Genomic DNA, 13,717 nt, shown 5'->3' on the forward strand with positions numbered 1-13,717 from the left:
CTCTTAGCGTTTCATTTCTTTTATTTTAGTTATTACTTGTTTCATAATTATATTTTTTAACTGGTTTACCAAATTGGTTCGTCAAACTGGTTTACCAAATATATGTTATTATATTGTTAAAAAAAATTACTTTAATGATTTAAAGGCTATTTTATTGTGATTTTATGTAAATAAACCTACTTATATTGCGCAATTGATAATAAATAGAACTTCATATCATAATTACACAAATCACGATCAAACACCCTATTTCATTACGATTCCACGGGCTGAAATGCATCTAACAGCCAATAGCATTGTTAGATAATTGAGAAATAAGATAAAAGAATAGTATATTTTGTGATTGTTATCACTTTTGTCTCTTAAAAGCAACATGCTGCTTCTTAAATGCCTCTACACAAGAATAAAGGTCTTTTAAACTATTAAGTGCAAAACGCTCTATAGTTATCCTTTTACAAATACTGATATTAAATTAACCTAGTCAATTTATAATATGAATTAAAAGATGAATGATGTATCTATAATTTTAAAATTTATCATAGAAAAAGAGGGTACAAGAAAAATAAAATCTGGACTGGTAAAAATGTAATTAAATACTGAAGAAATTCTGTACTAGGAAAGGTCTAAAAACAAAAAAAGGCTTTCATTTTCATGAAAGCCTTTTAACCTGTGGGCCCTACTGGATTCGAACCAGTGACCCCCTGCTTGTAAGGCAGGTGCTCTGAACCAACTGAGCTAAGAGCCCCAATGGGGGTGCAAATATATAATACTTTTACATTTCACAAAAGAAAAATCAATAAAAATTTAAAGAACTTCAGCTACTACAAAATTACTACCGCCAACATAAATGAAATCATTCTTTTTAGCTCGTTTTTTTGCCGCTTTAAAAGCCTTATTTACAGACTTATAAACTTCACCCTTATAACCTAAATCAGAAAATACACTTGCTAATTTATTTTCATCAAGTCCCCTAAAATTTTTTGGCTTACAATAATAATATGTACCCTTTTTAGGAAAAAGGGTACATATTTTATTAATATCCTTATCCTTTACAAAGCCGATTACAATATGTAATTCGTCATATTTCTGTTTTTTTACTTGTTCCATGACAAGCAAAATACCTTCTTTATTATGTGCTGTATCACAAATTATTATAGGGTCTGAACCAATTTGCTGCCACCGCCCCATAAGTTGTGTATTATCTACGACACCTATCAATCCTTGAACTATATTACTTTCAGTTATTACGAAACCAGATAAGGTATTTAAAGTTGCAAGTACTCCTTTTATATTTTTCTTCTGATAAGAACCTAACAAACCGATTTCATAATCAGGATAATTAGAATCTTCAGCAAAAATTATTTTAGCATTATTATCTTTTGCGACTAAATTAAATACCTGTGCTGTTTCAATATTATACTCACTTATTACCACTGGAACCCCCGATTTTATAATACCTGCTTTCTCGCCTGCAATTTTAACGATAGTATCACCGAGCATATCAACATGGTCTAAACCAATATTTGTTATCAGACTAACCTCTGGCTTAATAATATTCGTAGAATCGAGCTTACCGCCCAAGCCCACTTCAATAATTGCTATATCAACCTTTTCTTGAGCAAAATATGAAAATGCCATACCAACAGTCATTTCAAAAAATGACAACTTATTTTCAGAAAAATATACTTGATTCTCTTGAATAAATTCAACTATCCAACGCTTAGCTACCTTATTCCCATTAATACGAATACGTTCTCTAAAATCTTTTAAATGAGGCGAGGTATACAAACCTACTTTATAGCCAGCTTCTTGAAGAACCGAAGCTAATAGATGACTACTTGACCCTTTACCGTTGGTGCCAGCTACATGAATACTCTTAAACTGTGTATGAGGGTTGTTTAAATGATGGGCGAATGAAGTAATGCCAGCAAGTTTTGAATTAAAGGCACTTTTACCTTTATTCTGATACATTGGAAGTTGTGCAAACATCCAATCTAATGTTTCTTTATAGGTCACTCTCCTAATTTGAAGTTTACTACAACAAAACCAACTTGTTGATTTGGGGCATTGCTATCTAAATTCCACTTATGCATGAATGCGGTTTTCTTGGCCGGCTCTAACAAACATGGATTATTATTAGTTGTACCTCTTACACCTGGCTCAGCACTTATCACTTTACCATTACGATCTACAATAATCTTTACCACTACCCTACCAGACTCGTTACATTCCTGCTGCACTTGCCCTTTGTTTACTAATGATCGACCATTTAAGCCATAACCACCAGTTCCAATACCACTACCGGGACTTCCATAATAACTAGTTGCATATGGATCACCGTTTGGCTGACCTTTATCTCCTGCCTTGTTATCATCACCTTCGCTACCTGATGCTGTGCCGTCAGATTTGTTAAGACCGCCCATCATTGCGTCTAAAGCTTTCTTTTTAGCTTCTTGCTCTTGGCGCACCTTGTCTTCGGCATCTTTCTTTTGCTTAGCAATTTTTGCTGCTTCAGCCTTTTTCTTATTCTCTGCAGCTTCTGCTTTTCTTTTTGCATCTGCAGCAGCTTCATCAGCCTTACTTTTAGCTTCTTTTGCCTGATTGATTTTTATAGCCTCTTCATTATCTTGAGTCAATAACTTTTCTGCAGGCGCCTCTTTCTCGGCCGAAGCTTCTTCGACTTCTTCTACAGGTTCCTCTACAGTTTCTGCAACTTCTTGAATCGTTGTTTCAACGGGAGGAGTATCTAAAGGCTCAGATTGTATCTTTTCTTTTGGCTGCACTTTACCACTACCAAATTCCATAGTACCAAAATTCACAGAGATGCCGTTCTCTTCGGGCGGATCCATATAATTTAGACCGATATAAAACAGAATCAATAGCAGCGCACTTAACAACAATGTGGTAAGTGTCAATGATTTCTTTTTATGTTTCGTATCTAAAAATGCCATTTAGTTCGGGCGTACTGCCAAAATAACCTTATAATTATTTCTATTTGCGATGTCCATAACATAGACCGCTTCTTTAATCGCAACACTCTCCTCTGTTCTAAGTATGATAGTAGGACTATCTTGACCAGCTAAAGCTTTTTTCAATTCTATCTCTATATACTCCCCATTAATACGTTCATCATTGACGAAGTATTGAAGGTTCTTATCTATACTTACAGATACATTTTGGGTATTTGTAGATTTCCCTTTCGCTTTTGGAAGTAATAAATCTAAAGCGTTAGGCGAATTTGCGGTTAGCATGAAAAAGACCAATAACAAGAATACGATATCTGTCATTGAAGACATACTAAAGTCTGGACTGACTTTATTTCTTCCTTTTAATTTCATAGTATAAAATTAAAGAGGTTCGTTTAATAAATCTAAGAATTCTACAGCGTTAGCTTCCATTTTATGAACCACCTTATCAGTTCTGTTCACTAAATGATTATACCCCACGTAAGCAATAATACCTACAATAAGACCTGCAACTGTTGTTGTCATTGCTGTATAAATACCAGATGCCAATGAACCCATTTCTGCTTGACCACCACTACTGGCCATTTCATGAAACGCAAGAATCATACCGATAACTGTACCCAAGAAACCAATCATTGGGGCAGCACCTGCTACTGTTGCTAGAATACTCACATTCTTTTCAAGCTTATAAACTTCAAGAGTACCAGCGTTTTCTATAGCGGTATTTATATCATCCAACGGCTTTCCTATACGAGAAACACCTTTCTCAGTCAATCTAGCTACCGGCGAATCTGTCTGAGCACATAAAAGCTTTGCAGCATCTAATTTACCCGTAGTGACATAATCTCGTATTTGATTCATAAAATTCTTATCTATTTTAGATGCTGCATTTACAGCAAGTAAACGCTCAAAATAGATGTATAGAGCTACGCCCAACATTATGAATAATACCGATATAATAATGACACTACCTGTACCACCATTAAATATTAAATCTATAACCGAAAGAGTTTTCTCTTCAGACAATAATTCTTCGCTCGCATCTTGAGCCAAATCCTGGAATAATAACATAGTATTCTTTAAGTATTGAATTTGCCTTTATAACGATGAATTGCGAATTAAATTATCCGTGAAGTACAAAATCTCTTAATAGAATAAAAACAACAGCCCCACTAATAAAACCTGCAAATGCCAACCATGCAATTTTTTTAAGATACCAGAAAAAATCAATTTTCTCCATACCCATAGCAACAACACCTGCGGCAGAACCAATTATCAACATACTACCACCTGTACCAGCAGAATAAGCGATAAAATGCCATAACGGATTATCTAAAGGCTCGCTAAACATTCCCATACTTGCAGCAACCAATGGTACGTTATCAATAACAGCTGACCCTAAACCAAATAATAATACTACAACATCAGTATTGGGTATTGCTTCATTTAGTGCACCTGCAGCATTAAAAAGTATACCTAATGACTCCATAGCGGCTACCGCCAATAAAATTCCCAAGAAGAACAATATACTTGGTAATTCTATTTTAGATAAAGATTGGTGAACAGGGCTATGGTGCCCTTCACTATCTTGACCTTCTTGATCTACTGAAGAGATGCTAAATTTCTTATTACTATATATTTCAGCGAAAGTCGCTACAACAGCCAATGATAACATCATACCTACATAAGGTGGTAAATGTGTAACTGTTTTAAAAATAGGAACGAATAAAATAGCACCTAGACCTAAATACAACATTACCCCACTATACTTAGACTTAGATTTCTCCTCTTCTAATTCCCCATCAATTAAACCTTTAAACACTTTAAACCTACTTGCAATAACAACAGGTACTAACATACAAACTAATGAAGGTAAAAGCACATGAAGAACCAATTGACCAGCACTTACTCTATTAGCAATCCACAACATAGTAGTGGTAACATCACCAATAGGCGACCATGCACCACCAGCGTTTGCCGTAATAACGATCATACCAGCAAACCATAATTTTGTTTCTCTATCCTTAATAACCTTTTGAAGTATAGTAATTAAAACTATAGTAGCCGTAAGGTTATCTATTATAGCTGATAATATGAATGCCAAAATTGAAAATAACCAAAGTAATTTTCCTTTCTGCTTTGTTTTAATAAAGCCTTTTATAGTTGCAAAACCATCGAAATAATCAATGATTTCAACAATGGTCATCGCTCCTAAAAGAAAGAAAAGAATCTCTGCCGTTTTACCTAAATGATGCAAAAGAGATTCCTCCATCATGTGCATTCGATCTAAATGCTCAAAATTACTAAACCCTTCTACAAGACTTTGATGAGCGGAATCAAACCAATTATCATAGCCATCTATTCCAAGAGCAATCAGTGCCCAAAGTATAGCCATCATAGCTAACGCCGGAATTAATTTATCTATTTTAAGATTGTGTTCTAAGGTAATGGCAAGGTATCCTGCCAAAAAAACAATAACAATGATGGTTTCCATATTAGTTGGTTTTTTGAGTAACTAGTTAGTAGTTAGTAGTTATAAATATAGGTTCTAATTCTAAAAAATAAATCTTCCAAATATATTTAAAATTGTCTGTGAATTCCTAATGAATTGACAATAATACCGAAGTTATTTGACTTCCAAATACTTAAATCGATACTATTCTAAATTTAACAAGTTTTTAGTGACCACATTTTAACGCATAAGAAAATGTTAAATATGAACTGATCATATATTACAACGATAGTATTGTTACAAAATCGGTCAAAAGGAGGTCTATAAGTGTAATATTTAACTACTATATCTTTATCTTTGATACGTTAACCTTTATATACAATTAGATGGATTTTTCATTAAATGAAGAACAAAAACTTATACAACAAGCTGCACGTGATTTTGCTGAAACTGAACTGTTAGCAGAAGTAATTGAACGTGATGACGCCCAAAGATTCCCTACAGAGGAAATTAAAAAATTGGGAGAGCTTGGATTTCTAGGAATGATGGTAGATCCGAAATATGGCGGAAGCGGTCTTGACACATTATCATATGTAATAGCCATGGAAGAAATTTCTAAAATTGACGCTTCGACTTCAGTTGTTATGTCAGTAAATAATTCTTTGGTATGTTGGGGATTAGAGAAATTTGGTTCTGAAGCTCAGAAAGAAAAATATCTTACCAAACTTTCTACAGGAGAACAAATAGGTGCATTTTGCCTTTCTGAACCAGAAGCTGGTAGTGATGCTACATCTCAAAAAACTACTGCAATAGATATGGGCGACCATTATATCCTTAACGGCACCAAAAACTGGATTACCAATGGCGGTACCGCGAGTACATATATTGTAATTGCACAAACCGATAAAGACAAAAAGCACAGAGGCATAAATGCGTTAATTATAGAGAAAGGTGCTCCCGGATTTGAAATTGGTCCTAAAGAAAATAAATTAGGCATTAGAGGTAGTGACACCCATTCGTTAATATTTAACGATGTAAAAGTGCCCAAAGAAAATAGAATTGGCGAAGATGGCTTCGGTTTCAAATTTGCAATGAAAACTTTAGCAGGTGGTCGTATTGGTATTGCTGCGCAAGCATTAGGTATTGCTGCCGGGGCCTACGAGCTAGCTCTAAAATACTCTAAAGAACGTAAGGCTTTCGGTACTGAAATTAGTAACCATCAAGCTATCGCATTTAAACTTGCAGATATGCACACCGAAATTCAAGCTGCACGATTACTGGTATATCAATCTGCAATTGATAAGGACAATGGTAATGATTATGACCTTTCTGGCGCAATGGCAAAACTATACGCATCAAAAGTTGCTATGGAAACTACAGTTGAAGCCGTTCAAATTCACGGCGGAAACGGTTTTGTAAAAGATTACCATGTAGAACGATTAATGAGAGATGCCAAGATTACACAGATATACGAAGGCACTTCTGAAATACAAAAAATCGTTATTTCAAGAAGTATTTTGAAGTAAAAATATACTTTTTCGATTTACACCCCCATACATTATGGGGGTGTTTTTATTTAAACCCCTTATTAACTTTGTTACCCTCTCAATAAAGTTAGACTCAATTGTTATAAAGTTGCAAAAACTATAATTTACCCCCTGCTTCATCCCTCCTTTTCGATAATATTAACTTAATTTTATCAATCTGATAAATTGAAGGTTTTAAAAATCCATAATTATCGATTTTTTAAGCTTTTATTTATTTCGTTGAATTTTTTACTTGAATTAGTTCTAACCATTGAATATAATTCAATTAAATTGATATTTTTGAAGAAATACCACAAAGGATGACACTGAAGAAGCAAGGATTATATCTACCGGAATTTGAACATGATAACTGTGGGGCTGGATTTATTTGTAGCCTTAAAGGAAAAAAATCTAACGACATTATACATAAAGCGTTAGAGATACTTGAACGTTTAGAACACAGGGGCGCAGTAAGTGCCGATGGTAAGACAGGAGATGGAGCAGGTATTTTAATAGATATACCACATGATTTTTTTCAGGCTGTGTGTAGCTTCGAACTACCAAAGGCTGGCGATTATGCAGTTGGAAATATCTTTTTTCCACGTAAAGAGAATCAACGTGATTTCTGTATTTCAGTTTTTGAGGAAAATATAAAAAAGCAGGGCTTAAAATTATTAGGGTGGAGAGATGTACCGGTCAACAGATCTATACCTGGTAGAATCGCTGCTGAAACAGAACCTTTTGTAAAACAAATATTCGTAGCTAAAGAGAACGAAGATCAAAATTACTTTGATTTTAATCTGAAGCTTTTTATTGCAAGAAAAGTAACTGAGCATACGATTATAAAATCAAAATTATCTGAAAGCAAGTTCTTTTATGTACCTAGCTTATCTACCAAAATAATTATATTCAAAGGTTTATTGATGCCTTTAGACATTAGCCTATATTACTCAGACTTAATGGATTCTAGAGTAGTAACTAGATTAGCATTGGTACACCAACGTTTCTCTACGAACACATTCCCAACTTGGGATTTGGCGCAACCTTTTAGATATATGTGCCACAACGGTGAAATAAACACCCTAAGAGGTAATGTTACCCGTATGTTCTCTAGAGAAGAATTATTGAAGAGCGATGCCTTCGGTGAGGAAATCAAAAACATACTACCTGTAATTTTACCTGGCAAATCAGATTCTGCTACCATGGATATGGTTGTTGAACTATTATTAATGACAGGTAGATCATTACCAGAAGTAATGATGATATTAGTACCCGAAGCATGGGAGAAGAATGCAGAAATGTCTGAAGCTAAGAGAGCATTTTACGAGTATCACTCTTGTATGATGGAACCGTGGGACGGACCTGCATCTATACCTTTTACAGATGGTAACTTTATTGGTGCTGTTTTAGATAGAAACGGACTAAGACCTTCAAGATATACAGTAACAAAAGATGACTATGTAGTTATGTCTTCTGAAACGGGTGTTGTTGATATCACTCCTGAAAATGTAGATTTTCATGGAAGATTACAACCAGGTAAGATGTTCTTGGTGAACATGGAAGAAGGTAGAATTATAAACGATGAAGAAATTAAAGAGAACATCGCTCAAAAATTCCCTTACAAGAAATGGCTTAATGATAACCTAGTTCATTTAAAAGACATACCATATAACGATTGCCCTTTATTTTTAGGTGAAGAAACTTTAGAGAAAAGAAAATCTGTATTTGGCTATACATTAGAAGATATCAACACCATAGTACTTCCTATGGCGAAAGCAGGTAAAGAACCAATTGGCTCAATGGGTTCAGATACACCAATTGCTGTTTTATCTCAACGACCTCAATTAATTTATAACTACTTTAAGCAATTATTCGCTCAAGTAACGAACCCGCCTTTAGATGGTATTCGTGAAGAATTGATTACGGATATCAGTTTAACTTTAGGTAGTGACCATAATATATTTGAGTTTTCAGAATTACACTGTAGAAAACTTAAAATTCAAAATCCTGTGATTTCTAAAGAGGATTTGGATAAAATTAAAAATTACGATGTAAGTCCAGATTACAAAGTAGTATCAATTCCGATGTTATATGCTATCAAACAAGGGCATAACGGACTAGAAGATGCTTTACAAGCATTATTAAATCAAGCATCTAAAGCTGTAGATGAGGGAGCAAACATTATTATTCTTTCAGATAGAAATGTTACAGAAGAAATGGCTCCTATTCCAGCACTTTTGGCTTGCTCATTTGTAAATAGTGGATTACAGAAACTTGGTAAACGTTCTAAACTAAGTGTTATAATAGAATCTGCAGAGCCACGCGAAGTACATCATTTCGCTTTATTATTTGGCTTTGGTGCAAGTGCTATTAATCCTTACTTGGTTAATGAAATTATTGCAGAGAAAATAGAGGAACATGATATTACAGAAATATCGTTTGACGATGCTATTAAAAATTACAATAAGGCTGTCGGAAAAGGCATCTTAAAAGTGATGAACAAAATTGGTATTTCAACGCTGAACTCTTACCGTGGATCTCAGCTTTTTGAATGTATAGGTATCAATACCAAGGTGGTTGAAAAATATTTTCCGAATACACCAACACGTATTCAAGGTATTGGTCTTTATCAAATTGAAAAAGAGATTGCACTACGTCATCATAAAACATTTAGCAAAAAACATATCGATGCTAATTTAGATTTAGAAATTGGCGGAGAATACAGATGGAGAAGAGATGGTGAAAAACACATGTTCAATCCATTATCTATCGCAAAACTTCAAAAGTCTGTTCGTAATAATGAGCCAGACACATACAAGGAGTACTCGAGTATGGTTAATGAGCAATCTAAAAACCTTATGACAATTAGAGGTCTTTTTGAATTCTCTAATTATGATCCTATTCCTTTAGAAGATGTTGAACCATGGACAGAAATTGTAAAAAGGTTTAAAACTGGTGCAATGTCTTATGGATCCATCAGTAAAGAAGCTCATGAGAATTTAGCAATTGCAATGAACCGTATTGGTGGCAAAAGTAACTCGGGCGAAGGTGGAGAAGATGAAAATAGATTCTATAAAAATTCTACTGGAGACTGGAGAAACAGTGCAATAAAACAAGTTGCCTCAGGTAGGTTTGGTGTTACTTCGAACTACTTGACTAACGCAAAAGAAATTCAAATAAAAATGGCACAAGGTGCCAAACCAGGCGAAGGTGGTCAATTACCAGGACCGAAAGTAAATCCTGAAATTGCAAAAACAAGAAATTCTACTCCTTATGTAGGGTTAATTTCTCCACCACCGCATCACGATATCTATTCTATTGAAGATTTATCTCAACTTATTTATGATTTGAAATCTGCTAATAGAAAAGCTAGAATTAATGTGAAATTGGTTTCTGAAGTTGGTGTAGGTACCGTTGCTGCCGGTGTAGCTAAAGCAAAAGCCGATGTAGTATTAGTCTCTGGGTTTGACGGAGGTACAGGAGCTTCTCCTTTAACTTCATTAAAGCATTGTGGTTTACCATGGGAACTTGGTATTGCCGAAGCACAACAGACACTAGTATTAAATGATTTAAGAAACAGGATAGTTCTTGAGTGTGACGGACAGTTAAAAACTGGTAGAGATGTTGCTGTAGCTTGCCTTTTAGGTGCCGAAGAATTCGGTTTCGCTACCGCTCCACTTGTGGCATCTGGTTGTATAATGATGCGTGTATGTCATTTAAACACTTGCCCAGTAGGTATTGCAACTCAAAATCCTGAATTGAGAAAGAAATTCAACGGTAAGCCAGAACACGTTGTTAACTACATGTATTTTGTAGCCCAAGAGTTACGTGAAATTATGGCACAATTAGGCTTTAAGACCATCAATGAAATGGTAGGTCAGGTTCAAAAACTAGATCGTAAGAAAGTAATTGATCACTATAAAGCTGCCGGAATTGATTTAACACCTATTTTACATCAAGTAGATGTACCAAAAGGAACTAAATTTTACAATACAGAAAAGCAAAAGCACGATATAGACAAATCAATAGAGTTTGACATTATAGCAAAAGCTAATCCGTCCTTATTCAGAAAAGAGAAATTAACTTTAGATTACCCTATTTGTAATACTGATCGTGCCGTTGGTGCAATCATCAGTAACGAGATATCTAAAACTTATGGCGCAGAAGGCTTACCAATAAACACACTACGCCTTAATTTTACAGGATCTGCAGGACAAAGTTTCGGTGCATTTGCTACAAGAGGACTTACAATGATTGTTAATGGAAACACTAATGATTATTTAGGAAAAGGACTTTCAGGTGCCAAACTAGTTATCAAAGTTCCTGAGAAATCAACGATAGTACCAGAAGACAATGTAATTACTGGTAACGTTACCTTATATGGCGCTACCGCTGGTAGAGCATATATTAACGGAAAAGCCGGGGAACGTTTTTGCGTTCGTAATTCTGGAGCGAAAGCTGTAGTAGAAGGTATTGGTGATCACGGTTGTGAATATATGACTGGTGGTGTTGCTGTAATTCTTGGTGAAGTTGGAAGAAACTTTGGTGCAGGTATGAGCGGCGGTATCGCATTCGTACTAGATAGTAACAAAACTTTCAAAAAGCGATGCAGTACAGAAGGTCTTAACCTTTTAGAAGTCAATGAAGCTAATGATATCGAGCAATTAAAAGAATTAATTGAAAGCCATTATAACTCTACATCAAGTCCATTAGCACAACGTATTTTAGAAAACTGGGAATCATATTTACCTAAATTCGTTAAGGTCTTACCTGAAGAATACAGACAAGCTTTAATTAGATTAGAAGAAGAAAATTTACAAACTATTTAAGATCGGAATATGGGAAAGATTACAGGATTTTTGGAATTCGATAGAAAAATTGAAGCATACGAACCGGTTGAGGAACGTTTAAAAGATTACAAAGAATTTACAATACCATTACCTGAAAAGGAAATGAAAGAGCAAGGTGCTCGTTGCATGGATTGTGGTATCCCTTTTTGTCATAGTGGTTGCCCATTAGGAAATTTAATTCCTGATTTCAACGATGCAGTTTATCGCTCTAAATGGGAAAAAGCAAGTGAAATTTTACATTCAACAAACAATTTTCCAGAATTCACAGGAAGATTATGCCCAGCACCATGTGAAGAAGCTTGCGTACTAGGTATTAATGAAGACCCTGTAACAATTGAAAATATTGAGAAAAATATTGTAGAAACTGCTTTCAAAAAAGGATGGATTACTGCTAAGCAACCTTTAAATAAAACAGGTAAGAAAGTTGCTGTAGTAGGTTCAGGACCTGCAGGTCTTGCAACTGCACAACAATTGAACAGAGCGGGTCATGATGTTACTGTATTTGAACGTGATGAAAAACCTGGAGGATTAATGCGTTATGGTATTCCAGATTTCAAAATGGAAAAAAACGTAATCGATAGACGTTTAGATGTACTAAAAGAAGAGGGAATAACTTTTAAATGCGGAGTACATATAGGTGTAGATATTAAAGCGGATACTCTTAAAGAAGAATTTGATGCAATAGTATTAACTGGTGGTGCTACCATCAGAAGAAATTTACCGATTGAAGGTTCAGATTTAAAAGGTGTTGTTCAAGCAATGGATTTCCTAGGTCAAAATAATAGACGTGTAGACGGCATTAAAGATTTAGGAGAAGAAATTAAAGCTACTGGTAAAGATGTAGTTGTAATAGGCGGTGGTGACACTGGATCTGATTGTATTGGTACTTCTTTTCGTCATGAAGCTACTTCTGTATCCAATTTTGAAATTATGCCAATGGCTACCACAGAAAGACCAGAAGGTCAACCTTGGCCATTTTGGCCAATGAGACTAAGAACAAGTTCTTCCCATAAAGAAGGAGCTGAACGTTTCTTCAGTATATCTACAAAGAAATTTATAGGCGATGCCGATGGAAATTTAACAGGATTAATAACTTCAGAGGTAGAATGGATAAAAACTCCTGGGCAACGTCCACAACTTAAAGAAGTTCCTGGTACAGAAAAGGAATGGAAATGTGAATTAGCTTTATTAGCTTTAGGTTTTACAGGTTCTGAAAATACTGTTGCAAGCCAATTAGGTTTAGAAATGGATGCTAGAACAAATATTAAGGCATCTGAAAATGATTATAAAACTAATGTAGCAGGCGTGTTTGCTGCTGGTGACCAAAGAAGAGGTCAATCTTTAATTGTTTGGGCTATATCTGAAGGTAGACAAGCTGCTCATCATGTAGACAAATACTTAATGGGAGAAACTGCTTTACCTCTTAAAGGTGAAGGTGATTTACCAAGAGTATAATACTCCTACAAATAGCATTAAAAGCTCCAACTATTGATTTAGTTGGGGCTTTTTTCATTTAGACCAAGAACAGTTACACCTAACAAGTTCCGATCTAGTTTAGTTTTGCTGAACCAATTAAATAGATGAATGAGTTTACTTCTATTCAAGTCTGGTTTTAAACTAACGTTGTTGAGTATGAACAAAATGGGAATGAATTCAAACTAAGAAAGAATGCACTTATGCATATAATCCTATCTCAGTTATTAAGTTATTCTAAAGATTGGGACCATATTAACTATCCTAACAGACTTATCTATATAACTTAATTCTAGTAGTAGTAGTAGTAGTAGTAGTGGTAATAATGCTACACACTCTTTTATAGGGTGTTTATTCGGTATAGTTTTGTTGGTTTTATGGTATAAAAAAAGCCCTTTACATTACTGTAAAGGGCTTTCGAAAAAGGCGGCTACCTACTCTCCCACTTGA

The 13,717-nt window shown here is 34.9% G+C and carries 8 protein-coding genes and 1 tRNA gene; 3 read left to right on the forward strand and 6 right to left on the reverse strand.

Translation table 11 applies throughout. The annotated features are described in order from the left end of the window. Positions 1-670: 670 nt before the first annotated feature. From Q4500_RS14565 to nhaD, 6 genes are all read right to left on the reverse strand, one after another. Positions 671-745, reverse strand: a tRNA-Val gene (locus Q4500_RS14565). A 59-nt stretch (positions 746-804) separates the two neighbouring features. Further along, positions 805-2,016 carry a folylpolyglutamate synthase/dihydrofolate synthase family protein gene (locus Q4500_RS14570; protein ID WP_303600356.1) on the reverse strand — a complete coding sequence of 404 codons (1,212 nt, stop codon included), beginning with the start codon at positions 2,014-2,016 and terminating at the stop codon, positions 805-807. Further along, on the reverse strand, positions 2,013-2,951 hold the full coding sequence (locus Q4500_RS14575) for an energy transducer TonB (protein WP_303600357.1): 939 nt from the start codon (positions 2,949-2,951) through the stop codon (positions 2,013-2,015). Before Q4500_RS14575 ends, Q4500_RS14570 begins: the two co-directional genes overlap by 4 nt. Then, the gene (locus Q4500_RS14580) at positions 2,952-3,338 is read right to left on the reverse strand and encodes a biopolymer transporter ExbD (protein WP_073247166.1); all 387 of its coding nucleotides are present in this window, start codon (positions 3,336-3,338) and stop codon (positions 2,952-2,954) included. Between the two features lie 9 nt (positions 3,339-3,347). Beyond that, on the reverse strand, positions 3,348-4,037 hold the full coding sequence (locus Q4500_RS14585) for a MotA/TolQ/ExbB proton channel family protein (RefSeq protein WP_299325225.1): 690 nt from the start codon (positions 4,035-4,037) through the stop codon (positions 3,348-3,350). Positions 4,038-4,089: 52 nt separating this feature from the next. Next, positions 4,090-5,460 (reverse strand): sodium:proton antiporter NhaD, encoded by a 1,371-nt coding sequence (gene nhaD, locus Q4500_RS14590; RefSeq protein WP_303600358.1) that lies wholly within the window; start codon positions 5,458-5,460, stop codon positions 4,090-4,092. A 344-nt stretch (positions 5,461-5,804) separates the two neighbouring features. On the opposite strand from nhaD, the gene Q4500_RS14595 reads away from it, so the two are divergent. From Q4500_RS14595 to Q4500_RS14605, 3 genes are all read left to right on the forward strand, one after another. Continuing rightward, a complete protein-coding gene (locus Q4500_RS14595; RefSeq protein ID WP_303600359.1) occupies positions 5,805-6,944 on the forward strand; it encodes an acyl-CoA dehydrogenase in 1,140 nt (379 codons plus the stop codon). A 320-nt stretch (positions 6,945-7,264) separates the two neighbouring features. Beyond that, positions 7,265-11,773 carry a glutamate synthase large subunit gene (gene gltB, locus Q4500_RS14600; protein ID WP_303600360.1) on the forward strand — a complete coding sequence of 1,503 codons (4,509 nt, stop codon included), beginning with the start codon at positions 7,265-7,267 and terminating at the stop codon, positions 11,771-11,773. Between the two features lie 9 nt (positions 11,774-11,782). Next, the gene (locus tag Q4500_RS14605) at positions 11,783-13,249 is read left to right on the forward strand and encodes a glutamate synthase subunit beta (RefSeq protein WP_303600361.1); all 1,467 of its coding nucleotides are present in this window, start codon (positions 11,783-11,785) and stop codon (positions 13,247-13,249) included. Positions 13,250-13,717: the final 468 nt, after the last annotated feature.

The organism is Maribacter sp. 1_MG-2023 (assembly GCF_030547005.1).
In the GTDB taxonomy this organism is placed as follows: domain Bacteria; phylum Bacteroidota; class Bacteroidia; order Flavobacteriales; family Flavobacteriaceae; genus Maribacter.

What these genes read in the sequence shown, in the direction of transcription:
- Q4500_RS14605 (WP_303600361.1), top strand. Translation starts at nt 11,783, where the DNA reads ATGGGAAAGATTACAGGATTTTTGGAATTCGATAGAAAAATTGAAGCA.
- Q4500_RS14585 (WP_299325225.1), bottom strand. Translation starts at nt 4,037, where the DNA reads ATGTTATTATTCCAGGATTTGGCTCAAGATGCGAGCGAAGAATTATTG.
- Q4500_RS14580 (WP_073247166.1), bottom strand. Translation starts at nt 3,338, where the DNA reads ATGAAATTAAAAGGAAGAAATAAAGTCAGTCCAGACTTTAGTATGTCT.
- nhaD (WP_303600358.1), bottom strand. Translation starts at nt 5,460, where the DNA reads ATGGAAACCATCATTGTTATTGTTTTTTTGGCAGGATACCTTGCCATT.
- gltB (WP_303600360.1), top strand. Translation starts at nt 7,265, where the DNA reads ATGACACTGAAGAAGCAAGGATTATATCTACCGGAATTTGAACATGAT.
- Q4500_RS14575 (WP_303600357.1), bottom strand. Translation starts at nt 2,951, where the DNA reads ATGGCATTTTTAGATACGAAACATAAAAAGAAATCATTGACACTTACC.
- Q4500_RS14595 (WP_303600359.1), top strand. Translation starts at nt 5,805, where the DNA reads ATGGATTTTTCATTAAATGAAGAACAAAAACTTATACAACAAGCTGCA.